At 49.9% G+C, this 25,658-nt stretch carries 21 protein-coding genes and 1 pseudogene; 5 read left to right on the top strand and 17 right to left on the bottom strand.

The genetic code is table 11. The features are described 5' to 3' along the window. Positions 1–276: 276 nt before the first annotated feature. The 5 genes from NZM05_03655 to NZM05_03635 all read right to left on the bottom strand — a co-directional run bounded on the left by NZM05_03655 (position 277) and on the right by NZM05_03635 (position 3,798). Positions 277–1,578: a bifunctional folylpolyglutamate synthase/dihydrofolate synthase gene (locus NZM05_03655; GenBank protein ID MCS7012715.1), complete on the bottom strand. Its 1,302-nt coding sequence runs from the start codon at positions 1,576–1,578 to the stop codon at positions 277–279. Between the two features lie 48 nt (positions 1,579–1,626). Continuing rightward, positions 1,627–2,223, bottom strand: coding sequence for a Holliday junction branch migration protein RuvA (gene ruvA, locus NZM05_03650; protein ID MCS7012714.1), 597 nt, complete (start codon positions 2,221–2,223; stop codon positions 1,627–1,629). Positions 2,224–2,287: 64 nt separating this feature from the next. Further along, the gene (rpsT, locus tag NZM05_03645; protein ID MCS7012713.1) at positions 2,288–2,590 is read right to left on the bottom strand and encodes a 30S ribosomal protein S20; all 303 of its coding nucleotides are present in this window, start codon (positions 2,588–2,590) and stop codon (positions 2,288–2,290) included. 220 nt (positions 2,591–2,810) lie between these two features. Further along, positions 2,811–3,179 carry a hypothetical protein gene (locus NZM05_03640; GenBank protein MCS7012712.1) on the bottom strand — a complete coding sequence of 123 codons (369 nt, stop codon included), beginning with the start codon at positions 3,177–3,179 and terminating at the stop codon, positions 2,811–2,813. Positions 3,180–3,330: 151 nt separating this feature from the next. Further along, complete coding sequence (locus tag NZM05_03635; GenBank protein MCS7012711.1) at positions 3,331–3,798, bottom strand: single-stranded DNA-binding protein; 468 nt, start codon at positions 3,796–3,798, stop codon at positions 3,331–3,333. A gap of 298 nt (positions 3,799–4,096) precedes the next feature. Between NZM05_03635 and NZM05_03630 the strand changes: the two genes are divergently transcribed. After that, the gene (locus NZM05_03630; protein ID MCS7012710.1) at positions 4,097–4,840 is read left to right on the top strand and encodes an electron transfer flavoprotein subunit beta/FixA family protein; all 744 of its coding nucleotides are present in this window, start codon (positions 4,097–4,099) and stop codon (positions 4,838–4,840) included. 59 nt (positions 4,841–4,899) lie between these two features. Continuing rightward, the gene (locus NZM05_03625) at positions 4,900–5,883 is read left to right on the top strand and encodes an electron transfer flavoprotein subunit alpha/FixB family protein (GenBank protein MCS7012709.1); all 984 of its coding nucleotides are present in this window, start codon (positions 4,900–4,902) and stop codon (positions 5,881–5,883) included. Between the two features lie 125 nt (positions 5,884–6,008). Here the strand turns inward: NZM05_03625 and NZM05_03620 are convergent, their stop codons facing one another. Beyond that, positions 6,009–7,193 (bottom strand): tetratricopeptide repeat protein, encoded by a 1,185-nt coding sequence (locus NZM05_03620; protein MCS7012708.1) that lies wholly within the window; start codon positions 7,191–7,193, stop codon positions 6,009–6,011. Between the two features lie 29 nt (positions 7,194–7,222). After that, positions 7,223–7,561: a carboxypeptidase-like regulatory domain-containing protein gene (locus NZM05_03615; protein MCS7012707.1), complete on the bottom strand. Its 339-nt coding sequence runs from the start codon at positions 7,559–7,561 to the stop codon at positions 7,223–7,225. A gap of 273 nt (positions 7,562–7,834) precedes the next feature. Here NZM05_03615 and NZM05_03610 point away from each other — a divergent pair. Beyond that, positions 7,835–9,211, top strand: a pseudogene (locus tag NZM05_03610) (phosphoglucomutase/phosphomannomutase family protein). Positions 9,212–9,597: 386 nt separating this feature from the next. Here the strand turns inward: NZM05_03610 and NZM05_03605 are convergent. Then, positions 9,598–10,368, bottom strand: coding sequence for a GAF domain-containing protein (locus tag NZM05_03605; protein MCS7012706.1), 771 nt, complete (start codon positions 10,366–10,368; stop codon positions 9,598–9,600). Positions 10,369–10,572: 204 nt separating this feature from the next. On the opposite strand from NZM05_03605, the gene NZM05_03600 reads away from it, so the two are divergent. After that, complete coding sequence (locus NZM05_03600; protein MCS7012705.1) at positions 10,573–12,177, top strand: DUF92 domain-containing protein; 1,605 nt, start codon at positions 10,573–10,575, stop codon at positions 12,175–12,177. 37 nt (positions 12,178–12,214) lie between these two features. Next, positions 12,215–13,081 carry an ABC transporter permease gene (locus NZM05_03595; protein MCS7012704.1) on the top strand — a complete coding sequence of 289 codons (867 nt, stop codon included), beginning with the start codon at positions 12,215–12,217 and terminating at the stop codon, positions 13,079–13,081. A 12-nt stretch (positions 13,082–13,093) separates the two neighbouring features. On the opposite strand, the gene glmM is transcribed toward NZM05_03595, so the two are convergent. The 9 genes from glmM to NZM05_03550 all read right to left on the bottom strand — a co-directional run bounded on the left by glmM (position 13,094) and on the right by NZM05_03550 (position 25,557). Next, positions 13,094–14,506: a phosphoglucosamine mutase gene (gene glmM, locus NZM05_03590; protein ID MCS7012703.1), complete on the bottom strand. Its 1,413-nt coding sequence runs from the start codon at positions 14,504–14,506 to the stop codon at positions 13,094–13,096. 75 nt (positions 14,507–14,581) lie between these two features. Then, the gene (locus NZM05_03585; protein MCS7012702.1) at positions 14,582–15,658 is read right to left on the bottom strand and encodes an OmpA family protein; all 1,077 of its coding nucleotides are present in this window, start codon (positions 15,656–15,658) and stop codon (positions 14,582–14,584) included. 145 nt (positions 15,659–15,803) lie between these two features. Further along, complete coding sequence (locus NZM05_03580; protein ID MCS7012701.1) at positions 15,804–17,267, bottom strand: LptF/LptG family permease; 1,464 nt, start codon at positions 17,265–17,267, stop codon at positions 15,804–15,806. Continuing rightward, positions 17,264–18,544: a histidinol dehydrogenase gene (gene hisD / locus NZM05_03575; GenBank protein ID MCS7012700.1), complete on the bottom strand. Its 1,281-nt coding sequence runs from the start codon at positions 18,542–18,544 to the stop codon at positions 17,264–17,266. Before hisD ends, NZM05_03580 begins: the two co-directional genes overlap by 4 nt. Positions 18,545–18,550: 6 nt before the next feature. Further along, positions 18,551–19,237, bottom strand: a complete 687-nt coding sequence (locus NZM05_03570) for a response regulator (GenBank protein ID MCS7012699.1) — start codon at positions 19,235–19,237, stop codon at positions 18,551–18,553. Then, positions 19,206–21,476: an ATP-binding protein gene (locus tag NZM05_03565; GenBank protein MCS7012698.1), complete on the bottom strand. Its 2,271-nt coding sequence runs from the start codon at positions 21,474–21,476 to the stop codon at positions 19,206–19,208. The genes NZM05_03570 and NZM05_03565 overlap by 32 nt, the downstream gene beginning before the upstream one ends. Before the next feature lie 83 nt (positions 21,477–21,559). Beyond that, complete coding sequence (gene dusB, locus NZM05_03560) at positions 21,560–22,633, bottom strand: tRNA dihydrouridine synthase DusB (GenBank protein ID MCS7012697.1); 1,074 nt, start codon at positions 22,631–22,633, stop codon at positions 21,560–21,562. Positions 22,634–22,691: 58 nt separating this feature from the next. Next, positions 22,692–24,137, bottom strand: a complete 1,446-nt coding sequence (locus NZM05_03555; protein ID MCS7012696.1) for a bifunctional UDP-3-O-[3-hydroxymyristoyl] N-acetylglucosamine deacetylase/3-hydroxyacyl-ACP dehydratase — start codon at positions 24,135–24,137, stop codon at positions 22,692–22,694. Between the two features lie 268 nt (positions 24,138–24,405). Further along, positions 24,406–25,557, bottom strand: coding sequence for a geranylgeranyl diphosphate reductase (locus NZM05_03550; GenBank protein ID MCS7012695.1), 1,152 nt, complete (start codon positions 25,555–25,557; stop codon positions 24,406–24,408). Positions 25,558–25,658 lie beyond the last annotated feature (101 nt).

Below are 25,658 nucleotides of genomic sequence, written 5' to 3'. Positions count from 1 at the left end.
TTCTTCCGAATTAGGATTAGTGAGTTGTTACAACAGTTGCGGATAAGTTACCTTGCTCTGCTATTAACAGAGCGCTCAAAATAGGATGCAGTTTGCAGAAACTTTTTTACGCAATTTCAAAGCTGCTTCAACTTGTAGCGCAGGTATATGCAGACTCGTGAAAGAGAGCGTTGAAGAAACTACTTCAATGTTACGCTAACAAATATAATCACAATTTTGAGACAAACAAGTTTCCAAGCTTTATTTTCGCAAAATGCACGCAAAGGTTGCTTTCCACTACGCCGACTCGCTTGCTGCAAGGCGCTCAGTGTGCAAGAGACGCGCTACTTCTCCCGACAAATAAAATGAACCAGTTACCAGCAGTGCATCATCGCCTTGCATTTCGCTTTTAGCTGCGTGAAATGCTTGCTCCACGCTCTCGAAGACTCGAAATGGCAGCGTATCGGCGTAGAAGATTTTCGCCAGCTCCTCCACGTGAGCAGCACGGGAATTAGCAGGCGAGGCAAGATAGAACTTGTAGCCAATTCGCTTTAGGGCTGCTACCATTCCGTTAATATCCTTATCACGCATAGCCCCAAAGACGATATGCAGGTGTCCAAACGCTGTGCGATGCTGCTCCAGTGCTTGCACGGTTTTCATCATTCCATCGGGGTTATGCGCCACATCTAAGATAATCAACGGTGAGCGTGAAACAATTTCCAAGCGTGCGCGGTGTCCTGTGTTGTAGAGCACATTTCGCACACCGTTGCGAATCGGCCGCTCCGCAATTCCCATTGATTCGGCACAGAGCACTGCCAGTCGCAAGTTTTCTGCTTGATAGTTTCCCCAAAGCGGTGTGCGCAGTCCGAAGTAGTTGCGCACAGGTGTCCAGAGATGCACCCCCAACTCGCCCAGTGTCGAGGCAGCATACTCGAGGCGTGAGACGGCTGGCGCTACGGTAATTGGCGACTGACACATTCGTGCCGTTGCTACCAGCACTTCCATTGCATCTAAGTGCTGGCGTGCTACCAGCGTTTTAGCCCCTTTCTTGATAATGCCCGCTTTCTCCGTCGCTATCTGCGCAATCGTATTGCCCAACCATTCTTGATGGTCAAAGTCAATTGGCGTAATCAAGCAGTAAGATGGCGACACAATGTTTGTGGCATCAAGCCGACCACCCATTCCAACCTCTACCACTGATACGTCGACTTGCTCATCTGCAAAATACCTGAACGCCATCGCTGTCATTGCTTCAAAGAACGTGGCGCCGAGTTCCTCAATTTTGGCTCTTAGGTGAGCAGTGTATTCCGCCAGTCGTTCTGCAGGGATCATTTTCCCATTGATACGGATTCGCTCCGTGAGATGCTCCACATGCGGCGAGGTGTAAAGTGCCGTCTTTAGGCCTGCTTCTTGACAGATTGATGCCACAAATGCTGCCGTTGACCCCTTGCCGTTTGTCCCCGCAATGTGAACCACTGTGCCTAGTTGCCGTTCCGGCTGTCCCAAAAACTTGGAGAGTGCAGTAATGTTCTCCAAGTTCATTTTCATTCCAAAGCGGTGCAGTGGGTAGAGAAAGTCAATTGCCTCTTGATAGGTCATTGCCTCACCAATTCCAAAAAAACAATCTTCTCACTTGGTTGCCAGTCACTACTTTTGAATATGCCTTAGCGCCAGCCGAATCAGCTCATCTGTTTTTGCATTGGGTTTCTCTGCGATGGCGGCCCGCAACGCTTTTTCTGCACTTGGTTTTGCAAAGCCCAGTGCCAGCAAGGCGGAATAGGCGTCGTTGCGGGCTTGCTGCAAATCTGTTTGAACTGCAACTGGCGTGGCTTTCAGGTCTAATTTGAGCATTTTATCGCGTAATTCCAGCACAATCCGTTCAGCAGTTTTTCTGCCTACTCCTGCAATGCCTGTTAGAGCCGAAAGGTTATTGCCGATGATAGCTTCGCGTAGGAGCGGCACTTCTATCCCAGAAAGGATTGTTTGTGCCATTTTGGGGCCGATGCCGCTTACGCCCAACAGTAGCTTGAAGATCAGACGCTCTTCTTCACTGGCGAAGCCATAGAGCACAAATGTTTCTTCTCGGAAAAAAAGATGCACGAAGAGCTTGACACGCTGGTTGAGGTCAGGCAGTTGTGCATAGGTTGTTGCAGAAATTTGAACGCTGAAGCCAAGGTCGCCAACTTCTACCGTTGCCTCAGTGGGCGATTTTTCTACTAGCGTGCCAATCAGATACGCAAGCATAACCGCATAGCGGCTCAGATTCAGGCATCGATGTATGCCTCTTATCGAAATGTGGGCGACGTTCCTACGATTGTGATGCGGGCGCAGCCGTCGCAACTGATGCAGTGTGGCGGTTAATCAGTTTTGCCAAAGCAGACTTATGGCGTGCGGCTTTGTTTTTGTGAATAATTCCCTTGCACGCAATACGGTCGAGCTTGCGTGCTGCTGCACGATAGGCTTGCTCGATTTCAGCCTGAGGCGCTCCTGCCGCCACCAATCTCTGAACCGCTTTAATCAGCTGCTTGGCTTCCCTTTTGTGGGCACGATTGTAAGCATTGCGTCGCTTCGACTGACGCACGCGCTTTTCAGCCGATTTATGCTGTGGCATCTACTTTTCCTTCCAAGACAGTTTTGCGTTGAAGAAACCAAACCTTGAAAATAGAGCGGCAAAAATACAGTAACTTTCTCGGATTGCAAAAACCTCCCCAGCGGTAGCTCTTTCTTCTTTCGAAGGTAAGTATGCAACGCTTGTGCATTCACATACATGCTTCAGCCAAGCGCCTGCTGCAAACGCTTTGTCATCACTTTTGGTCGCGCTGCTCTCCGCCTTAGATAAGTGTCAGCAGCAACATGGCTAAGAGCATGCCTAACAAGTCTGCAACCATATCTTTGCCACTGAAAATGTTGTTATACTGGTAATCGTCCGTTACCTCGCGCACAAAGCCTACAAAGGTCGCAATTCCACCTGCCATGACATTTGCCGCTTTGCGCTCCACGTTCAGCACGGCTGTTGCAGCAATGCGGGTCGAGAAGGTTACAAAGAAACATGCCGCCACATGCTGCACTTTATCACGACTAAACCAAAAGTCCTGTTTTAACGCCCATGCCTTCAATGCCGCAGATGAAATATAGGTGCGCACGCCCTGCGGTTGAACGCTTAGGCTATCTGGTAACCACTTTTCAAGCGACCCAAGCATATTACACGCAACAAACCGCTCAGGCGCACACTGTTCAGCGTGAGAGTGTATCACAAAACAGGGCTTGAGCTGCGCCCGTAGTGGCAAGGCGCAGAGAAGCACGGTTATAATTTGCAGTCCAACATAGCAAAGCGCAGTGGTGCGCATTCCCTTAAAAGGGTAAATCATCGACTTGTGGTGTGCTCACTACGTCAGGTGGTGGCACAGACTTCGGCAGTGGCGCGGTCGTCTCTGGTGGAAACTCTTCTTTCATCTCTGCAGATGACATTTCACTGCTGCCATCGCCACGCGGTCCTAACATCTGCATATCTAAGCAGACAATTTCCGTGATGTAATTCTTTCTACCCGTTTCTTTGTCTTCCCAGCTGCGCGTCTGCAAGCGTCCTTCAATGTAGACCTGCTTGCCTTTTTTGAGATACTGGCGACAAGTCTCTGCTAATTTTCCAAATACGACCACTCGATGCCATTCTGTGCGCTCCTTCAGCTCGCCATTTTCTTTGTAGTATTCATTGGTCGCCACACTGAAATTCGCTACTAGTGTGCCATCTCTTGTCGTCCGCACCTCTGGGTCGTTACCTAAGTGCCCAATCAGCATGACTTTATTGAGTCCCCGTGCCATAGTCGTCCAAAATTTGTTGTTCGGAAAGATTGCGAAGAATAAACTTTTTGCCACAATTTGCCAATGATAGTTCTTTGGATACCTTACTTTCCTTTTTCAAAGGCAGAGTCCGAAGCGAACTTGTTGCCATTTGCGTGCTCCTGCCTTCATAATTGCAATATGCAAATCCGTGCCATCGGGGCTGTGCGGCTTACTTGCCTTTGGCTCTCTCCAGTGCAGGTAGCGCGTTGCACTCTCAGATTTTTATGTATTTTTGCGCCGCACATTTTTCAACATTTTTCAAAACTTTATAGCAGCTATGAATTTTGCAGTCTGCCTAAACCAAGTGCCAGATACTTCTACTCGCGTCAAGATTGCTTCCGACCAGCAGCAGATTGATAGCACAGGCGTAAACTTCGTCATCAACCCTTACGATGAGTTTGCTCTTGAAGAAGCCTTGAAGCTAAGGGAGAAATTTGGTGGCACGGTTGTGCTCTTTAGCGTCGGGGGCGATGACTTTCAAGCTAATATCCGAAAAGCTTTTGCGATGGGAGCAGATAAAGCTGTGCTTATCAAGTCAGCCGTGAAAGATTCTTTTGGCGTAGCCAGCGTGCTGGCGGAAGCAATCAAACGACATTTCGGCGGGCTTCCAGACCTTATTCTTCTGGGCAAGGAATCGACCGACTTCAATGATGCACAGGTCGGTCCAATGTTAGCCGAACTCTTGGAACTGCCAGCCGTTACGGTCGCAGTTTCTATGCAGACTGACGGCAAGACCGCCATTATTGAGCGCGAAATTGAAGGTGGGAAAGAAATCGTGGAAGTAGCCTTTCCTTTCGTGATGACGGCGCAAAAGGGGCTGAACACGCCACGCGTTGCAAATATGAAGGGTATTATGGAAGCCAAAAAGAAACCCATTGAGACTGTAGAAATTGCTCCGCCCGAGTCGTCTCGCGTTCGCCTGATTCGCCTTGAGAAGCCGGCAGAGAAGCAGCCCGGAAAAATTTTAAGCTCACCAGCAGAGCTGGTAGAAAAATTGCACCGTGAAGCCAATGTGGTTTGAGTAATCGAATTGCCACATTACACTCTGCAATCACTTTCAACGCTTAACTAAAAATCGCTATGCTTAAAGCTGTTGTCTTCATTGAGCAGCGAAATGGCGTGCTAAAGCGTGCCTCACTTGAAGCACTTTCAAAAGCTGCAGAACTTGCAGGCGATGTGTATGCCGTCGCAATAGGCAGCTCGCTGCATGAAGCGGTAACTGGTTTAGGCAAATACGGCGCTACAAAGGTTTTTCTCTTTGAGCATCCCTCCCTGCAACACTATGCGCCTACTGCATATGCTAAGATTCTTGCACGGGTCGTAAAGGAAGAATCTGCTTCAATCGTCTTGCTTGCTGCGACGTCAATGGGCAAAGACCTTGCTCCGCGCCTATCTATTCGCTTGGCGGCTGGGCTGGTGAGCGACGCAATTGCTATTCAAGTTGAGGGTGACCGCCTTCTCGCTAAGCGATATGCTTACTCTGGCAAAGCGATTGCAACGGTGCAGTTAGACACTCCTATTCAGATTTTGACCCTGCGCCCGAATGTCTTTCCGATTGCCACATACCCAGACCGCACGGCAGAGGTGGTTACATCAACCTACAACCCAGACGAGACCGACTTGCGTGCAATTGTCAAGGAGATTGTGGCATCAGCTGGCAAGTTAGATGTTACCGAAGCGGATATTGTCGTCAGCGGCGGACGCGGTCTACGCGACCCCAAAGGCGACGGTAAAGAAAACTGGCAGAACCTTGAAGCACTGGCTAGCGTGCTTGGCGCTGCGGTAGGTGCAAGCCGTGCTGTTGTTGATGCGGGTTGGCGACCACACTCTGAGCAAGTTGGACAAACTGGCAAGGTTGTTTCACCTAAACTCTACATCGCTTGCGGCATTTCTGGTGCTATTCAACATTTGGCAGGAATGGCGTCCTCAAAAGTCATTGTTGCCATCAACAAAGATAAAGATGCCCCAATCTTTCAAGTTGCCGACTATGGTATTGTTGGCACAGTAGAGGAGACTTTGCCGAAACTGACCGAAGAGTTCAAAAAGCTGCTCTCGCAACACTAAACGCAATTGATGGCGGGATAGGTCAAGATTCAAGCAAGAAGATTGGCGTGAGCTTTTTCAGCTTGCAGCACTGCCTACCCCGCCATGCACCCTTTACCAAATTTCTGTTCACAAAGGCCAACTCGCTAATTTTTCTTTTTCTTCATGTAGTTATCCAGTTCTGTGATGTAGAACTGCACTTCGGTCAGAAACTGGCGCTCGTCAATCGCCCGGTCTTCGAACATCGCCACCAGCGTTGAGAGTTGGTTAATTAGGCTGGTTACTTTGGCATCGTTCATATAAGCCGCCTGCTTTTTTAGTAGATGAATGAGGCAAAAGATGCTCACCTGCGTTGCCCCGCGCGTTTGCACCAGTTGCTCATTGCATTCGCTATCGTTGATGGCAATGCCTGAGTTAAATAGCGCTGTGCCTGTGCTGAGTAGTTTGCTGCGCGGGTTTCGGTAGTTTGTGGTGCTTAGTGCTGTAACGCTCATTTGCGCCAGCATTCTTGTGTTCTCTGTCGCCCGCCGAATTTCTTCTTTGGTTGCTGTTATGGTGATTTCTGGATTGACGTAGATACGAAGCGAATCCAGCGTTTCCGACTTCTCAATGATCTGGCTGAGGAGATATGCGGCTGGCTCGCAGCCTAAAAGTTGCGCACGTGTGAGGTCAAGCACGGCTTCACTTTGCTGACCTTGCGCAAGCTTTGCACGCGCTCGAGCGTAGTAAGCGAAAGCAAATTTTCTATCCAGTTCAATGGCATTATCGAAGTCATAGATTGCCTCGTTATACCGACGGAAGCGTGCCTTCGCAAGGCCGCGCTCATAGTAAGTTAGGGGACTGGCCTTCAGACGAATAGACTTGGTGAAGTCGTCTATAGCGCCTGTGTCATCTTTCAGCTTTGCTTTGCAGAGACCGCGGTAGTAAAACAGCTCCGCATTTTTCGGGTCTTGCTCAATTGCTGCATCGAGATTTTGGCGCGCTTCAGCATACTTGCCGAGCGAAAAGTATAGTGATGCACGATGCAGGAGCACACTAATTTCATTTGGTGCAAGCTGATGTGCCCTATCGTAATCTGCAATTGCCTCCTCAAACTGTGCAAGCTGCGCGTTTGCAAATCCACGATTGACCCAAGCGCTCCACTCTTCTGGCGTTTGGCGAATCACCATGCTTAGGCTGTCACGAATTGCACGCCAGCGTGCCAATCGTGCTTGATTTTGCTCTGGCGTGAGTGTGCGGACCATTCCCTCAGTTTGTGACCATACTGCTTCTGCACCACCTACCCACATCACCAGAATGCATACCGCCGTTTTCACACTTGCCCTCATCATAGCTCCTTGCTTGCTTTTTGTAACTCGCATTACGGCTCGCTTTCTTGGAGCAGAAGTGCCTGCTCATTGACTTCAGTTTCACTATGAAGCACCACCTCAATCAAGGTTCTATGGCGCACTGGCACTTCTTGAGTCTTAAAACCATTGTATTTGACCACCAGCGTCGCTTCCCCATCTACTTTGACTGTAAAGCAGCCATTTTTATTGGTTTTCACGCAAAGGTTGCGTCCTTTGACTTCTACAGTTGCTGCAATAAGCGGGCAGCCATCGTCTGCGGCAGTCACAATCCCTGATATGGTTCTCTCTTGCGCCGATGCAGTTGAGATAAAAGCAAGAAAAGTTCCTGCGATGAAAAGCACCCTGTTCATCTTCCTTTGCTTTGCTGTGTTGTTGTTAGAGGTTTGCCAAAGTGCGTTGCTTGACGGCAGAGTATAAGAAGAACGGCATAACTTTTCAAGCCAGCCCGCAGCATACCGCTAAGTGTGTCTTACGGTAGGCACTGACTATGCTCTGCATTGCTTCCTCAAAGGGCGAGCAGGGTGATTCTAATGCAGTTTCCACATCAGTAAGGTTACTCTCTGAGACAAACCGACTTGTTTTCGTAGATTTACTATGCTTTTTTCAACTTGGCTCATTCCTGTATGCATATCAAATTTGGCACAGACGGCTGGCGCGGCGTGCTTGCTGCAGATTTTACCTTTGAGAATGTAAGGCGTGCAGCACTGGCTAGCGCTGCATATTTTCGCACGCACCCAAAAGCCCACAATGGCATCGCTATTGGGTATGACACTCGTTTTATGTCGGACCGATTTGCGCAGTTTGCTGCTGACATTTTTGCCTCGCAGGGCTTGAAGGTACATCTTGCCAGTTCTTTTACACCTACTCCAGCCGTTTCGCTTTATGTGCGCGACCAGCAGTTAGCAGGCGGCATTGTTATCACCGCTTCGCATAACCCACCACTCTACAATGGCTTCAAAGTCAAGGCTGACTACGGCGGCTCTGCGCTTCCAGAGACTATTGCAGACATTGAGCGCTTTCTTACTGACGCACATTCAAACGTGCCTACCTCCCCTGCTGCACGCATTGAGCTGGTTGATATTCGCACTTATTACCGCAACCGTCTGGCAGAGGAACTGTCGTTGCAGACCATTGCAGAAGCAGGATTCCGCATTGCACACCACGCAATGTATGGAGCAGGACAAGGGCTGATTGCAGAGCTGTTGCCTCCTCCAAATGTCGTTACTTATCACAACTCTCTAAACCCCACTTTTGATGGCATTAACCCAGAGCCAATTCCAAACTACATTCAGGACTTTATTCCGTTTTACAAGTCATCTCGCTGTGATGTCGCTATCATTACGGATGGCGATGCCGATAGAGTCGGCATGCTTGATGAACATGGCGAGTTTGTTGACCCACATAAAATTTTCTCAATTCTGCTTAAGCACCTTGTAGAGCAAAAAGGGTTGCGCGGCGAAGTCGCTCGCACATATGCGCTAACTGAGGTGATCCGTAAAATCTGCGCTCGACATCAATTAACCTTGCACACTCTGCCAATTGGCTTTAAGCATGTGGGCAAATTGATGACCACGCGACCTATTCTCATCGGTGGTGAAGAATCCGGTGGCATTGGCATCACTGCACATCTACCAGAACGAGACGGTATCTACATCGGCTTGCTGGTCACCCAGGTTATGGCAGAGCGACAAAAATCACTTGCGCAACTGGTCGAGGAGCTTTATGCCGAGTATGGTTACTTTACCTACGATCGCATTGATGCCACACTTACGGAAGCCGAGAAAGCCGCTCTTCTGCAGAGACTTGCTAACGGCACGCTTAAAGAGATTGCTGGCATGGCGGTGCACCACGCCGAAAATCTCGATGGGTATAAGTTTTTCTTCAATGGTGGCTGGCTGCTGATTCGTCCAAGTGGCACGGAGCCTGTCGTGCGTCTCTACTGCGAAGCCGATAGCCCTGAGAAGGTGCGACGCGCGTTGGATTTCGCTACGGCTCTGGCATTTGGCAACCTCTCACCCCAGATATCGGCTTCGCGTTCACGCATAGACAAGGAAAGTGGGTTGCAAAAGAAAGCGAAAGTTTCATTTAAGCGAGCCAAGCCTAAGAAGACCAAGAAAACCGCCGCAAAGCCAACCTCGAAAAAGCCCTCTTCGACCCAAAAAGGTCAAAAGACAGAAGAGAAGATGGCTGAGAACGCAAGGCGACGCAAACTGCATTGAGCTTCGCGCTGCATTTCTGCTCTGTGAAGTTTTGCTGCTGCGAGAAATTTGCAGTGTTCTGTGTGGGCAACAGAGAGGGGTTTTCAAACGCTGCCTATACTACAGTGTGATAACGCCGCAGCGCACTTTCACTTCAGCTTATCCTGCAGAACTGGTCGCACAGACGCTTACGCTTCTTTGCTTTGACCAAGTAGTGCCGCCACTGCCGGTGATGGCTCTTGCTTGAGACCGCATCGCTCAATAGCTAAGGCGGCACAGAGGTTGAGTCGCTTAAGCTGCTCCAAATTCTGAGGCGTGTAAGCATTTGGCTTGTAGCTTTGCACCGTTAGCACGCCCATCACGCGCTCACCAACCAGAATAGGTGAAAAGAGTAGCGACTTAGGCTGCCCTGCTGCGCGCGGTTTGGGTAGCTGCTCAATGTAGGCACGATACTCCTTTTCAAAATCGCCAATCAAAATATCTTTTCGGTGTCGAATGCACCAGACTGCTGGGCGGTCTTTATCGCTCATTGTGACAGTCAAAGCAGGCAGTCGAACCCCCATATCAATAAAGTCTTGATATGTAATTTCCTCTCTTTCACTGTTGTAGATACCGATGCCAAATGCGTCCGTATCCATCAGCTTTCTTAGATGTTCATACAGAATGGCTACGCACACCTCAAATCGGTTTGCACTCAAAATGCGATGTCCGATTTCAAGACAGGCACGAAGCTCTTGGTTCTCTGCTTGCAAGTGCTGCGCTTGCCTTTGCAGCTCGGTGATGCGTTCAGCAATCTGCTGCTCTAACGAGCGTTTCTCCTGCAATAGCTTCGTCAAGCGGTGAGAACACAGCCACATCAGCGCACCTAATAGGCTTAGCACCCCTAAGGCTTCTACCCAGCCAATTTCCCCAAATAAATAAACTGAGCTAAGCAAATCACTGCGAATAGCGTGCGGCATCTTGCAAGTCTGTTTAGTATTGGCAGAGTGGTTTCTTCTGTTTTACAGTGAAAGCTGGAAGTTACACAAAATCGCTTCAATTGTGTTACGATTGGCTTTGCACAGAAGTAAGGGTGCAGGCGCACAACTGGGATGGACGGCAAGAGCACGCCAGTGTACCTGACTTTATGTGCAAATTGGTGAGCACAGGAAGTTCGAGTAACTTTGCAAAAACCATCTGAACACGACATTTCAACATCGCTTGGAAGTATGACGCTTGGCTCACCGCTTACCGAAGATGTGCCAGCATTTTTGACTGCGCTGGGTCTCATCGTCGGTCTTATTGCAGTGTGCGAATTGCTCAAAAAACTGCTTCATATTCCTGCCAAAGTCACGCGAAAAATCGTGCATATCGGCACTGCAATCTTCGTGTTTTTTTCGCCGTACTTTTTTCAGTCCAACTTTTTTCCTGCACTGATTCCTGCTGCTTTCATTCCGTTTAACTTGCTAGCGGTCCGCTTTGGCTGGTTGCAGTCGCTGCACGGCGAAGAGAGAGCGTCGGCCAGCGACCTGTCACGCAATTACGGCACAGTGTATTTTCCAATTGCATTTCTACTGCTCACGCTGCTTTGCTGGGGAAAAAATGTTTGGATGATGCAGACCGCTATGCTGGTTTTAGGCTTGGGTGATTCTGCTGCAGCCATTGTGGGTGAGAATATCAAAAACCCGCACCAGTATAAGTTTGCAACGGTCAAGTCCCTTGAAGGGTCGCTGACCATGTTCATTGTGAGTTTTGCGACGATTTACCTTTGTTTGCTTTTCTTTATGCCAAATGTGCCGAAGTTGCAAGTCTTGGACAGTGGCAGCGTGTTAGGGTTTGCAATTGCACTTGCGCTTATTGCAACGGCAACTGAGTCCTTACTTTCAGGTGGCGCAGATAACCTCTTTGTGCCGCTGGCTGTCGCCTACCCGCTAGCAATTATAGAAATTCAGGGTCCTGAGATTGTGCCAAATATCATTTTGGGCGTTGCAATTTCAGGGTTTGTGGCACGTGCTTCACTGAGCCTCAAATTCCTCACTGCCAGCGGTTCTACGGCTACCTTTCTTTTGGCGTCTAACATTTTTAGTATGGGCGGTTGGGTCTGGACTGTGCCGATTATGACCTTTTTTGTGCTCTCCTCAATTCTCTCCAAAATTGGCAAGGCGCAAAAGAAAAAATACGACCTCATCTTTGAAAAAGGCTCTCAGCGCGATATGGCGCAAGTTTTCGCCAATGGCGGTGTCGGCTGGCTGCTGATGATTTGGTATTCCTTTGTAACCGACGAAGCCCTACGCGAAGTGATTTACATTGGCTACCTTGGCACTATCGCTGCTGTGCAAGCCGATACATGGGCTACCGAAATTGGCACGATGGTGCGCAATCCTAAACCTGTCTCAATTCTAACCTTCAAGCCTGTTCCTGCGGGCACATCGGGCGGCATTACTTTTCTTGGCACAATGGGAGGGCTTTTAGGCGCTATTGTCATTTGTGCCAGCGCTTGGCTTTCAAACTTCGAGAAGATGGAAAAATTAGGCCTCATTTATTCCTTTGCATTGGTTGGGGGGTCTGGGCTGTTTGCCAGTCTCGTTGATAGCCTTTTAGGCGCTACCATGCAAGCGCAATACTACGACCCCATTCGCCAGAAAATCACGGAACGCACGCATAGCCGCCGAGAAGATGGCACCATCATTGAAAATGAACTGCAACGCGGATACCGCTGGATGGATAACGACCTTGTGAATTTCATCTGCGGCATAACGGGCGCAGGCCTGGCCATTCTGTTCAAGTAGCAATAGCGATTAACCCTGCCTGTAGAATCGAAAAACGATGCTTGAACTTGCGTCTATCTTTCTCCTTCAAGTTCTGCGGATTGCGATGCCGTATTTACTTGCTTCATTAGGAGCGACCTACTCGGAACGGAGTGGCGTGATTAACTTGGCGGTAGAAGGTCTAATGTTATTCGGTGCATTTGGTGCAGTGATTGGGCAATACTACGCTGGTTCTGCTGTATGGGGCGTGCTTTTTGCAATCAGCGTCGGTGCACTGGTTGCAGCGCTGCACGGCTTCATTACTATTACGCTCAAGGCAAACCAAATCGTCAGCGGCATTGCTATTAACATTCTTGCCGTAGGGGTGACCAAGTTCTCGCTAAAATTGCTCTTCGGCAGCGCCTCCAATTCAGAGCGCATTGCAGGGATTGATGTGCCCACACCGCTTCTCAATCCGATTGTGATTGCTGCTGTCGCACTGGTGATACTTTCTCACTTCGTATTCTACCACACTGCGTTTGGCTTGCGCTTGCGTGCTACTGGCGAGAGCGCAGAAACCGTTGACTCTCTGGGAATTTCAGTTAGCGCAATGCGTTACAGCGGTGTGTTGATTTCAGGCGCGTTGGCTGCGCTGGCTGGCGCATACCTTGCCTTTGAGCAACACAGCTTCACAGATGGAATGACCGCTGGGCGTGGCTACATTGCAATTGCTGCGATGATTATTGGACGCTGGACGCCGCTCGGTGCTGCAGCTGCCAGCCTTTTCTTTGCTGCCACTGAAGCCTTGCAACTGAACCTTCAGAGTGAAACGCTGCCGACGCAACTGGTGCAAGCACTGCCTTATCTCATCACGCTGGCTGCACTGGTTGGCTTTATTGGTAAATCCACTCCACCGAAAGAAATTGGCAAGCCCTACCGTAAGTAGTCTGTTTGGCCTTTATGATACAAGGCTTTGGAGCATTCCGCTATATCGTTGTGCGAGCGCTTCTGCTTCCAGTCGGGTCGGTGCTTCTGCATAAATGCGCACAATAGGTTCGGTGTTAGACTTCCTAAGATGCACCCATGCGTGCTCAAATTCCAGCTTTAGCCCATCATCTGTAATCACCCTTGCATTTGGGGAGGCTGAAATCAGATGGGCAAACGCCTGCTGAATATCCGCACCGCTTGGAAATGAAAGCTTGTGCTTAACGATATGATATTCTGGGAAGGTGCGCTTGAAGTCTGAGAGTTTCTTAGACGGCGAATCAGCTTGATATTCAGCGAAAGCTTGCAAAAAGAGTGCAATGCCCACTAAGGCATCGCGGCCGTAGTGTAGCTCAGGCAAAATCACCCCGCCGTTGCCTTCTCCGCCAATAACCGCCCCTACCTGCTTCATTACTTCAATTACATTTGCCTCCCCGACTTTCGCACTGTAACACTTTACACCGTGCTTTGCTGCAACGCTGCGCAGCGCCAAACTGCTGGATAGATTATTCACCACTGGTCCTTTTCTGTGATGGAGATAAAAATCTGCGCAGGCCACCAGTGTGTATTCTTCTCCAAACAGCGACCCATCTTCGCAGATAAAACACACTCGGTCAACATCGGGATCTACCACAATACCAATATCTGCATGGTGATACGCTACCAGTGCTTGTGTCTCTTTTAGGTTCTCTTCAATTGGTTCAGGTGGTCGTGGAAAGATGCCACTGCCGTTGCAAGCCACTTTGATGACCTCTGCTGCACCTAATCGCTCACACAGCATTGGGACAATGCTTGAGCCTGCGCCATTGACCGCATCAACCAGCACCCTATAGCGGCGCGCAGCAATTTTTTTCGTGTCAATGATGGACAGTGAGAGTGTTTTTTGAATGTGCAAGTCACTATACCCAGCGTTGGATACGGCAATGCCAAACTGATTCCAGCGTGCCGTTACGCACTGCTGACTGGCTGCCAGCGCTTGCACACGCGCTCCTTCAGCGGGTGTCAGAAACTCGCCTGAGCGGTTCAGCAGCTTAAGCGCATTCCACTCCAGCGGATTGTGTGAAGCAGAAATAATTATTCCTCCGTCGGCGTGTTCTGCTATCACTGCCACTTCAACTGTCGGCGTGGTTGCCACGCCCAAATTGATTACATTGCACCCACACTGCACCAGCACACTTTGCACAAAGTCAAGGATTGCTTGCCCAGTTGGGCGCGTATCGCGCCCGATGACGACCTTCGGCACTCCGACTTGCAAATCCAGTTTGCCGCTACTTTTCTGCTCATAGAGCCATGCGGCAAAAGCTTGGGTATAATCCAATAGGAGACTTGGCGTCAGGCTTTCGCCGACAATGCCACGAATGCCCGACACGCTAACCATTAAGCTCATCTTGCGCCAACACTAAGTTGAAACAAAAAAGGCAAGTCAGTGCATGACTTGCCTTTGACACCTTCCTAAGGAACTTTATTGCCCCCTTTGCTTGCGCACCTGCTTTGCACGCTCACGCTGCTTTTCAATATCCTGCAGGGTACCAATAGCGCGTAGCTCAATGCGGCGGTTTTGTGCTCGCCCTTCCTCGGTATCATTGCTGGCAACAGGCTCTGATTCACCTGCCCCACGCACGGTCATACGGCGCGCTGCAATTTTCTGCTGAATAAGGTAGGTGCGCACTGCCGCTGCACGGCGCAGCGAAAGCGCTTGATTCTGCTTCTTGCGACGTTCTTCAAACTGCTTCAGACGCTTCTCAAACGCAGCGTCAGATTCCTTCTTGCCTTTAACTGGTGGCTTGCCACCACCCGTGTTATCGGTGTGGCCTGAGATTTCTACCACTAAGTTGGGCTTTTGCTTCAAGAGGTTAATTACTTCGTCTAACTTTGGCAGTTCAGAGCGAGGAATGACCGCACTACCAGTTGGAAAGTTGATTGAGATAGCGATTTTATCGCCGACTGTAAAGTCAGTTACCTCTATGGAAGCATTTGCATTGCCTTTTCCACCTCGCCCAAAAGCCGTGATGGTATAGTTCAATGTGCCTTTGGTTTTGCCGACTACCTCATATGTGCCTTTTGGCTGGAAGAGACCGATTAGCGTATTGCCTTCACGAAGCTCGACATACTCTGCGTTTTGAGCATTCCAAGACAACACAGCTTTTTCTTCTGCTTTGATTTTGGTAGGGCTTGCCGATAGCGTTACGGTGGGTGCAGGTGGCGGTGGCGTTACTGTAACGCTAATTGGCATTTCAGTAACCATTCCTTCTTTGGAAGCGCGTAGGGTATAGGTTGTGGTCTTAGACGGCTGAAGTGTCTTAGAGCCAGAGGCTTCAACAAATCCAATTTCGCTAATTTCTACAGTATCCGCATCTTCCACTGCCCAAGAAATAGTGGTGGATTTTCCTTCTTCGATGATGTTATACTTTGCTTCAAAAAGTTTGATAACAGGTCTGGGTGGTGGAATCGGCGCAGAACTGCATGCAGCACACCCAGCTACAATAGCGCTGAGCACCGTCGAGCAAAGGAAGTATGAGAGGAGTTTTTTGTAACTCATTGTTTTTGCGCGTTTGTATTAACGGAGATGTGAAAAAGTATTGGTTTTATTGGCTTTCGGCACTAACCTGACTTAACACCGAACGCAAATATAGACGATTTTGCCTGACTATTCAAAAGTGCCATGCGTCAGGCTGTGTGAAAAATCACATTGTTTGGGATTTTGTGCGTCGCCAGCCTGTTAGTTCTACACCAGAAGCGCGAATAAGCAGAACGATACCAACCAGAAGAATCGCAACATTGCCGCTCCACATCGCGACAGCAGGAGAAATAAGTTGCCGATCCGCAAGCTTCTCTCCGCCGATGAGGAATATCCAATATAGCAAAAAAAATATCAACGAAAGACCAGCTCCCACGCCAAAGCCTCCCCGCTTAGCCAATACTCCCAACGGCACGCCGACCAGCACGAAGAAAAAGCACGCAAACGGCAGCGCATACTTTTTGTGCACTTCTACCATATAGGCACTAATTGCAAGTTCTTGGTTATCAATCGTGTAGAGCGCCGAGGATGTTACTGTCATATTGTTGCGCAGTATCGTGATGGCGTAATCTACAGCTGCCTCGCGTCGCTCACCTGCAATGCGGCGCAGATAGCCCAGTGAATCCAATGAGAAATTTGTGGTTGTGTGCTGCGCGAGGTCAGTCAGCACCGAGTCCACATCTCGGCTTAAATGCTCTGGTGAGACATCTAACTGTGCCCGCAAGCTATCACGAAAAAGCGCACTCGGCAAAATAAGCTCTCGCAAAAACTCCGATAAGTTTTGCTGGAAAGTTTGCTGAGCCGCCTTGATGTGTAAGGTTAGGCTATCGCAGATTGCAAGCATATCGCTGGCAGAAAGCTCACGGTCTCCACGCGAGACGCTGCTTTCATCAGAGCGCTCAAAGCTGTAGCCTGTAGCGTCAAAGAGCACACGATGGAGGTAGAAACTCACCTTGCGGTAACTGAGGCGTGTGTCACGGTCAATTTCATGCATCTCACCTTGATAGAGCGTCATAAGCAGATGATTGCCATCGCTGCTAAATTCCATTTCCGCTGAATCAGCTGTAATCAGCGCCGTTACGTTCGGCTGAGAGTAATCGTAGATTGTTATGCCGTAAAGTTTGGACGTGGTGTCCACGGTTTTGCGTGCCATAATCGCATAGCCATAAATCATATCAGAAAAGACATTGTCTTTCAAGGCGAAGGCTGGCTTCTGGCGCGAGATATCCATCATCAGGACTTTTGCACGGTGATTGGCTTCTGGTAGGATAATGTTGCCAAATCGTTCAGCCAGATAGGTCAGCACCAGCCCTGCGACCATTACGGGGACCAGCACACGCCACAGTGAGATGCCACCCGCCCGAATTGCGGTCATCTCCAGCGAACTTGTCAGGTTGCCAAAGGTCATCAAGGTTGCAACCAGCGACGCCATCGGCGCAGCCAGCACCACCATCCACGCCATTTGCAGCACCACCAGCTCTACAATGGTCTCAATCGGTAGCCCTTTTCCTACCAATCTATCCAGCGTGCGTGTCAGAAATTGCACCGTGAAGACGAAAATCACCGTAGAGAAGGCAAAGATGAACGGCGCGATGTGCTGCTTTAAGATGTATCGGGTTAGAATCTTCATTGGCGCAATCGAATCCGTATGGCTTCAGCATGTGCCTGCAGCGCTTCGGCATCGGCAAATGCCGCAATGCTCTCGCCTGTTTTCATCAGGCGTGCTTTGGTGTAATGGATAATCGATGTGCGTTTGAGAAAGTCGCGTGTAGAAAGCGCTGAGAAAAAGCGTGCAGTGCCGCTGGTCGGCAGCGTGTGGTTTGGACCTGCAAAGTAATCCCCAACGGGTTCGCTCGAGTGTTCGCCTAAAAAAATTGCTCCAGCATGCCTGAGATGTGGCAGCAACTCCCATGGCTGCGCTGTTTGCACCTCAAGATGCTCAGGGGCAAGCTGGTTAGCTGCATCGCAGGCTTGAGCCAAATCTTTTACCAAGATAATTGCGGAGTGGCGCTGGATAGCCGCTTGAATGATATGCTTACGCGCCATTTTAGGAAGCCAGCGTGCCGCTTCTTTTTGCACAGCGTCTGCCAGTGGGCGTGACGGCGTAATTAGCACGGCGGAGGCATCTTCATCATGCTCAGCCTGTGAAAAAAGATCTAGCACAAGATAAGTCGGGTTAGCAGTTTCATCAGCGATAATGGCAATCTCGGACGGTCCTGCGACGGAATCAATTGAGACCACACCAAATACCAGCCGCTTTGCAATTGCGACATACTTGTTGCCCGGCCCTGTGATTTTATCCACTTTTGGCACTTGCTCTGTGCCAAATGCAAAGGCTGCAATAGCTTGCGCGCCACCAATTTGGTAGAGGCAGTCGACACCGACGACTGCTGCTGCTGCGGCAATGTGTGGATGAATTTGCCCAGATGCCCCTACGGGCGATGTAATGAAAATCTCACGCACCCCTGCGACTTTGGCTGGTATGACATTCATCAAGACCGAAGAGGGATAGACGGCCTTGCCGCCGGGCACGTAGCACATTGCGCGCTCAATTGGTGTAACCTTTTGACCAATTACGACGCCATCGCCATCATCATAGAAGAAGCTCTTTTCAAGCTCATGCTCATGGAAGCGCGTGATATTCTCTGCGGCTTGCTCCAAAATCTTAAAGAGCGACTTTGGCACTGCTTTCAAGGCAGTTTGCAGCGCCTTCGGTGAAACTCGAAAGCGTCTCAGGTCCACGCCATCAAACTCCTTGGTAAAGCGCCGCACAGCCGCATCGCCTTCAGTTTGGACAGCATCTATAATGCCTCTAACACGCTGCTCGGCTTCAACGTCAAAGCTGTGGCGGCGTGAAAGAAACGCCTGCAGTAAATCCGGCGATTGATAATCAATGACTTTGAACACTTGTGGCTATGGTGCTAAGGTAATGGAAATCGGCGGTAGTTTGCGCAGCGTCTCTAGCGCATCAATGCCAGTTTGGTTTAGAAACTTTACATGGCGCAACTTTCCACGGTAGTAATTTAACTCTGCGGTGCCCAGCTGTGTTTCCACGACCAGCGTGGCAGTGATTTTCTGAAACACCATCGTCGCCATTGCCTTCGTGAGCGAATCAAATTGACTTTGCTTGGTTTTTGCTGTGTTCTCTGCCGTAAAGGCAGTTTGGTTTTGCGGCAGTGGCCGCTTGCTTGAATAAGTCCCTACGTCTGCAGCAGGCGAAGCTGGCGCAATCGCGCCCAGATAGTCTTCAACAAGGCTTTTGAGCTGCGCCACTTCAACTGGCTTGAGCAAATAAGCACTTGCGCCCAGCGAGAGCGCTTCCATCATTTTTTCTTTCTGACTCAGACTGCTAATGACAATCGTCAAAGGCAGCACGACATTTGGCATATCAGACACCGCACTCAGAAAGTCAATGCCGGACATCTTTGGCATTGCCATGTCCAAAAAGATGAGGTCATACTGCGTCCCAGAGACTTTGCGCAGCGCTTGCCAGCCGTCGGAAGACACATCAATCTCGAGGTTGTAGCCAGACAGAGCCGAAAGGTAGAAGAGCTGCTGTGCCGCATCGTCATCCACAATCAAAAGACGTGGTTTGGTCATTTTGCACTTGCAGTTGTTCAGGTGAATCGGTTGCAATTGGCATCATGGCGGGCAGAGCCACATAGAAGGTTGCACCTTTGCCAAGCCCAGCCGACTCTGCCCAGATGAGACCACTGTGCAGCTCGACGATTCTTTTGGCGATGGACAAGCCCAAGCCTGTTGAGGTCTCTCCGCCAGTAGGTTGAGCTGAAAGTCGCTGGAATCTACGGAAAATTTTTCTCATATCCTCTTCAGATAGCCCCTGCCCTTCATCTCGCACGGCAATTTCAATCACATCATTTTCAGGAAGCGCACATGGCCAGTCCTCTTTGCGGCGTCGATGACTGTGCTGCAGCGGAAGCCGAGCTACGCTTATGTAGATGTTAGCCCCCGACGGGGAGTATTTGATTGCATTTGAGATAAGGTTATCAATGACTTCTGTAAAACGCCTCGCATCGACATTTGCAAAACAGTTCGGCGCGGCCTCAAAGTGAATGGTTTGATTTTTTTGCGCCGCCGCAGGTTCATTGAACGAGACAGATAGTTTTACTAGTGCCCCAATGTTTGTTGGCTGCAAGTCTAACTGGATTTGTCCAGCTTCTACGGCAGTACTCTCCAGCAACTCTTTAATGAGTGCTAGCATTTTGCGCGCTGCCGACTCAATTTGAGCAGCCAGTTCTGGATTCTCCAACTTGCCCTTGAGCAGCTGCGCAAAGCCAAGAATGACCTGCAGCGGGTTTTTAAGGTCGTGTGCCGCAATCGCCAAAAGCTCACTTTTGAATGCACTAGCTTCTTCGGCAATGCGACGCTGTTCAGCCAGTTCATCGCGCTGGCGCTCAATTGCTGCAAGGGCTTCAGCCAGTTTGTTGCTTGCGGTAATTGCCTTCTCTCGCTCTTGCTCTGCTTCAGCGTGCTTTTCCGCCAGTTTCTGCAAGGCTTCTGAGAGCGCTCGGTTTGCTTTCTCTAAATCCAGCTGCGCCATCTCCGCTTCTGCACGGAGCGAAGCTTGAATCTCATTCATTTTCTCGAGCACCTTGGCTCTGGCTTCTGTTTCTTGCAAGCGTATCTGTTTTTGGCGATTGAGGGCGACTAACAGTGCAAAGATGCCAAGGCCGAGTGCTGTGATAATCCCTGTTGCTGCAAGCAGTAAGTTACGCCGATTTTGTTCAAGTTCTTTTTCTCGGGCTAAATGCTGAAGCAGTTGCTCCTTGCGGCGTGTTTCAAATTCTTCCTGCAAAAAGGCAATGTTGCGCTCACGCTCTTCCGACAAAATTGAATCTCGCAGCACAATATACTGCATCTGAAAAGCTACAGCCTGCTTGTAGTCTTGCCTCTCAACGGCAATATCGGTTAGAAGCAGCCACGCCGCTTTTTCTTCATTGCGAGAGTGAGAGAGCATCGCTGTTGAAAGTGCTTTGGCGGCGACCGCCGCTGCACTGTCGTAAGCACCAAGCCTCAAATAGGCATTACCAATATCGATTAGTGTTCTGCTTACAAGCCGCTTTGCGCCAAACTCTTCGAACAGCATCAGCGCTTTGCGATAGTGAGATAACGCAGATTTTGGGTGATTGCGAAAGAGTTCCACATCGCCTAACACACTGATAGCGGTCGCAGCATAGAACTTATCGCCCAGAGAGTCTGCCAGTGCCAGAGATTGGCGCGCATACTGCTCAGCTTGATTGGGGTTAGTTTGAACTTCGTGCTTTGCCAGTGCACCGATTGTCGCACAAAGTGCTGATGGATCATTCAGTGCTTTTGCAAGCTCGAGGGCTTTTTCACGGTAAGACCGCGCAAGGTCATCTTTGCCTTGACTGAGATAAATGTCGGCAATGCGGTTGTATGACCAGAGCAAGTCTTTTGTCAGGCCTAGCGAGTCACGCAGCCTAAGCGCTTTGAAGTGAAACGACAGTGCGGCATCAGGCAGGCCTAAATAGTCGTAGAGGTTACCTAAGCTATGGTAACTCCACGCCACTCTATCAAGGCGACTTAGCTCTAAGTAGAGTGAAAGCGCTTTCTTACGCAGAACAAGTGCGGTGTCGTATTCCGCACGGCGTTCAAGGGCATAGCTTATTGCGTCTGCTGCATCGGCTTGCGCATTAAGGTTGCCGAAGGCGATACCTAATGAGTCCAGCTCTCTGGCGTAGTGCAAAATGCTATCGAGATTGGTGCGCCAGTAAAAGCGAATGAGCGATGAGAGTCGAGCAAGGCGCTCCGAAGGCTGGAGCAATGCGTCAGTTGTCAGGCTCACGGCAAGCGGCACTGTAGAAAAAAGCGCGCTTATACACACGCCCAGCCAGCAGACTAAACACTTCAGCTTTGTACTCCGCACACTACAATAAGCAACTACATTTCAGCCACTACTGCAAAATTAGGGTCTGGGTCAGGCATCCACTTCTTGGAGTGGTCGTTACGAAATTCAGCATAACGCTCAAATGTGCCTTCAGCCAGATGACGGTCGCACTCTTGCTCGTATTCAGTCAAAATTTCCAGTACAACACGCCAGTCATTTTCTCGCACAATGCGGTCGCGCACTTTGCTCACATTCGGTAACCCTCTCAGGTAGCTCGAGTAATGACGACGCATTTCCAGCACCCCATACTTTTCCCCTTTCCACTCGACCGACATTCGAAGGTGCTCCATTGCAACTTGAATGCGCTCATGGTGGGTTGGTGGTGGCAGCGGCTGCCCTGTTTGCAAAAGGTGCTTGGCTTCTCGGAAGATAAACGGGTTGCCAATTGCGCCACGACCAATCATCACGCCATCGACTTTGGTTTCTGCAAAGCGTCGCACGACGTCAGATGCTTGCCAGATGTCGCCATTACCAATGATGGGAATGGTAGCAATTTCTTTGGCACGTGCAATCCACTCCCAGTTAGCCGTTCCTTTGAACATCTGCGCGCGTGTGCGTCCGTGAATGGTGAGCGCTTGAATCCCACAGCCCTCCAAGCGCTTGACGGTGTCCAAAATGGAAATGGAATTTTCGTCCCAACCGATGCGGGTTTTTGCTGTCACAGGGAGCTTGACCGCTTTGACCACCGCTGAGGTAATCTCTTCCATCAGCTTCGGATTGCAAAGCAGTCCAGAACCTGCCCCACGCCCTGCCACTTGCTTTGTGGGACAGCCATAATTAATGTCAATGAAGTCAGGATTTGCAGCTTCGGCAATCAGCGCTGCTTCTACCATTGCCTCGACCTGATTGCCGAAAATTTGAATAGCTACCGGGCGCTCGTCATCGAAAACCTTGAGCTTGCGCATAGATTTAGCTGCGCCGCGCACCAAGCCTTCAGAACTGATGAATTCCGTATAGACAATGTCGGCGCCAAAGCGCTTACACAAGCGTCGAAACGATGGATCGGTTACATCTTCCATCGGTGCTAAGACAATCGGCTGCGTGAATTGAAGATTCCCGATTCGCATAGCTTCTGCCTTTAGTGCATAAGAGTTTCCTTTGAGACGCCGCATGTGGCAAAGTCTGTTACTTACTCTCGAGATGCACAGACTTGCCGTTTTCGGTTCTTTGTCTGGGCACAACTGTCGCCATTAATTCTGCCTCGCATACCAGCTCACCTCTCACAAAAGCTTGCGAGACAAATTGGCAGACGCTTTTTCGACGATTCTTTACAACAGACTCAATAATGAGCGTGTCGCCGGGCGTGACGGGTTTGCGGAAGCGTGCTTTGTCAATGCCCATAAAATAGACATCTTTATCTTGAAAGCCCTCGTTGCCGTTAAGTAGCAAAATGCCGCCTGATTGCGCCATCGCCTCCAAAATGAGCACGCCGGGCATAATTGGGTTACCCGGAAAATGCCCCTGAAAGAAGGGTTCGTTGATGGTTACGTTTTTCACCGCTACGATTTTTTCATCGAGTTTGAACTCCAGAATGCGGTCTATGAGCAGAAAAGGATAGCGGTGTGGCAAAATGCGCGCAATTGCTGCTGCATCGAAGACAATGCCCGCGCGCCGCTCATGCTGATACTTGCGTGTGAGTTTATTTTTCTCAATGAGTTTGCGCAGTTTCTTTACAAACTCCACATTGGCAGCATGTCCTGGACGTGCAGCCAAAATCTGCGCTTTAATTGGCATTCCAATTAAGGCTAAGTCGCCCAGCAAGTCTAAAAGCTTGTGTCGTGCTGGTTCATTGGGATAGCGCAGTTGGCGGTTGTTGAGAATTCCATTTTCGCCGATTTCAAGATGCACACCGTTTTTGTTTCTGGACAGCTTGCGGGCTAAGTCATCCAGTTCGCTTTGTGAGAAGGGGCGGTCGACAATCACAATTGCATTGTCAATATCTGCGCCTTTGATTAGCCCTTGATTAGCCAGCTCGGCAACTTCACTCAGAAAGCAGAAGGTGCGCGCTCCAGCAAACTCGGTCGCAAACTCCTTTTCCATATCGAAAATACCTGTGTGCTGTGAGCCGAGCGCAGGGTTTTTGTAATCAATCATAATGGTGGCGCGAAAGCCATCTAAGGGTAGCCCTACAATATGCACGCCGCGCGCTTCATCGACATATTCGACCGTTTCATCAATGATGAGGTAATTTTTAGGTGCAGACTGCTGCTCGAAACCAACAGAAAGCAGCGCATCGACAAAAGGTTTGCTACTGCCATCTAAGACAGGTGGCTCAGGACCAGTTAGCTCAATGCGGCAGTTATCAATTTGCAAGCCGTACAGTGCTGCAAGCACGTGCTCTGTAGTATGCACCTTAGCTTCACCGACTGCGATGGTCGTGCCGCGCCGAATATCTACCACATGGTCAATATCTGCTGGGATTTCTGGTGAATCTGGCATATCGGCACGCACAAAGCGGTAGCCATAATCTTCAGGTGCAGGCTTGAAGGTAATCATACACTCCTGCCCTGTGTGCAGTCCCCAGCCCCAAATTGAGACCTCTCTTTTAATGGTGCGCTGATAAGCGAGCATAGTTCGGGCATTGTTTAAGTTGTGAAACTTTAAAGATAGGGATTTTTTCGGGTTTGAAAAGGTGGAGCCAGCCATAGCTGAGACAGACCGACAATGCAGCACTAAACGACCACACACACAGCGGTCGCTCAGAGCCTTGACGCTGTGCACCTGAGCAAGCAGGTGGAGTGCAATCGTCTCTTTGCGCTACCACCCCTCTTGCCCTGCTGCACTGCGAAATTGTAGAATCAAGGGGAAGGAGCACTTCTGCTGCACACACAAGCGTGGCTTAGTGCCCCCGCACAAGGTGGTAGAGATTTTTTGCCGTGATTTTGGCCTGCACCCAAAGCGGGGCTGGCACCATTTTCTTGTAGAGATAAGAGTCGAAGGTAATTTGCTGCACGTGCTTGTCTTCGCAGATTGCTACGAAACTTTCGCGCAAGCGGTCGTTGCGATAATACACCCATTGCAGGAGAGCTAAGCCTGCATATATCGTGAAATAAGTTCTACGGAAGGTTTTCTCGTATCTCGAGAGAGATTGCTCTCTTTTGGCAAGAATATCCAGCAAAGTGTGAGCCGCCATCTTACCGCTTTTCATCGCAAAGAAAATGCCTTCGCCGTTAGAGGGGGTTACCAGTCCTGCTGCATCGCCGATGAGTGCGACAGTGTCACGCGCAAAGAGCTTGCGTGGATGCATTGGAATTTTAGCCGCTTCTTCATAGTAAGGCTCCATGTGAAGCTGGAGCTTTTCGCGGAAGCGTTTTTGCAGTTGTTTGATGTTGCCACGTGTATCTTCAGTGCCTGTGCCTACGGCAATATGGTCGGCTTTTGGAAACACCCACGCATAAAAATCGGGTGAGACTTCTCCATCGAACCAAATCTCCACCAGATTTTGGTATCGCGCCAGCTCAGGCGCATAGTGGAAGCGCTGCTGAAGAGCGACTGCTTTGAATTCATTGGGTGGAAAAGACAGGTCGTGTGCGGTTTTGGAGTTTGCTCCGTCGGCACCGAGCACAAACTTCGCCTGAATTTGCGAGATGCCTTGACCGGTTGCATCGACTGAAATGGTGTAGCCGTCTCCTACTGCTTTTACGCTCTGCATTTTCGCTTCGAGCAGTTCGGCACCCGACTGTGCCGCGCGCTCCCGCAAGAACTTATCAAATCGCTCACGGCGCACCATTCCGACATACCCGTTTGGCATTGACATTTCAATGATGCGTCCTTTCGGCGAGCGCACCGCCATTTGTGTTACCTTGCGCTCCACCAGCTCATCTGGAATCTCAAACTCCTCAATTAAGCCCAGTGGAATTGCGCCCCCGCAAGGTTTTGCATTGTTAAGGTTGCGCTCAATCAACACGACATCAACGCCTGCTTTAGCCAGCTCGTTTGCTGCCGTTGCGCCGCCCGGCCCTCCGCCAATAACTGCTACATCGCACTTCATACTTGCACTCCCAAAAGGTTTATGAGTTGCAGGAGCAAGTTACACTGCCTTCCGCCTTTACTGCAGCCGTTTTGAGTAGCTCAGTAGTCGTTTTGGACGAT

It is taken from the genome of Chloroherpetonaceae bacterium, assembly GCA_025056565.1.
In the GTDB taxonomy this organism is placed as follows: domain Bacteria; phylum Bacteroidota; class Chlorobiia; order Chlorobiales; family Thermochlorobacteraceae; genus Thermochlorobacter.
Note: the sequence above shows the minus strand (reverse complement) of the source record. Positions and strands in the feature narration are given on the sequence as shown.

Bases quoted from the DNA above. Each gene is read 5' to 3' on its own strand.
- NZM05_03655 (MCS7012715.1), bottom strand. From the start codon at position 1,578: ATGACCTATCAAGAGGCAATTGACTTTCTCTACCCACTGCACCGCTTT.
- ruvA (MCS7012714.1), bottom strand. From the start codon at position 2,223: ATGCTTGCGTATCTGATTGGCACGCTAGTAGAAAAATCGCCCACTGAG.
- rpsT (MCS7012713.1), bottom strand. From the start codon at position 2,590: ATGCCACAGCATAAATCGGCTGAAAAGCGCGTGCGTCAGTCGAAGCGA.
- NZM05_03640 (MCS7012712.1), bottom strand. From the start codon at position 3,179: ATGCTTGGGTCGCTTGAAAAGTGGTTACCAGATAGCCTAAGCGTTCAA.
- NZM05_03635 (MCS7012711.1), bottom strand. From the start codon at position 3,798: ATGGCACGGGGACTCAATAAAGTCATGCTGATTGGGCACTTAGGTAAC.
- NZM05_03630 (MCS7012710.1), top strand. From the start codon at position 4,097: ATGAATTTTGCAGTCTGCCTAAACCAAGTGCCAGATACTTCTACTCGC.
- NZM05_03625 (MCS7012709.1), top strand. From the start codon at position 4,900: ATGCTTAAAGCTGTTGTCTTCATTGAGCAGCGAAATGGCGTGCTAAAG.
- NZM05_03620 (MCS7012708.1), bottom strand. From the start codon at position 7,193: ATGATGAGGGCAAGTGTGAAAACGGCGGTATGCATTCTGGTGATGTGG.
- NZM05_03615 (MCS7012707.1), bottom strand. From the start codon at position 7,561: ATGAACAGGGTGCTTTTCATCGCAGGAACTTTTCTTGCTTTTATCTCA.
- NZM05_03605 (MCS7012706.1), bottom strand. From the start codon at position 10,368: ATGCCGCACGCTATTCGCAGTGATTTGCTTAGCTCAGTTTATTTATTT.
- NZM05_03595 (MCS7012704.1), top strand. From the start codon at position 12,215: ATGCTTGAACTTGCGTCTATCTTTCTCCTTCAAGTTCTGCGGATTGCG.
- glmM (MCS7012703.1), bottom strand. From the start codon at position 14,506: ATGAGCTTAATGGTTAGCGTGTCGGGCATTCGTGGCATTGTCGGCGAA.
- NZM05_03585 (MCS7012702.1), bottom strand. From the start codon at position 15,658: ATGAGTTACAAAAAACTCCTCTCATACTTCCTTTGCTCGACGGTGCTC.
- NZM05_03580 (MCS7012701.1), bottom strand. From the start codon at position 17,267: ATGAAGATTCTAACCCGATACATCTTAAAGCAGCACATCGCGCCGTTC.
- NZM05_03570 (MCS7012699.1), bottom strand. From the start codon at position 19,237: ATGACCAAACCACGTCTTTTGATTGTGGATGACGATGCGGCACAGCAG.
- dusB (MCS7012697.1), bottom strand. From the start codon at position 22,633: ATGCGAATCGGGAATCTTCAATTCACGCAGCCGATTGTCTTAGCACCG.
- NZM05_03555 (MCS7012696.1), bottom strand. From the start codon at position 24,137: ATGCTCGCTTATCAGCGCACCATTAAAAGAGAGGTCTCAATTTGGGGC.
- NZM05_03550 (MCS7012695.1), bottom strand. From the start codon at position 25,557: ATGAAGTGCGATGTAGCAGTTATTGGCGGAGGGCCGGGCGGCGCAACG.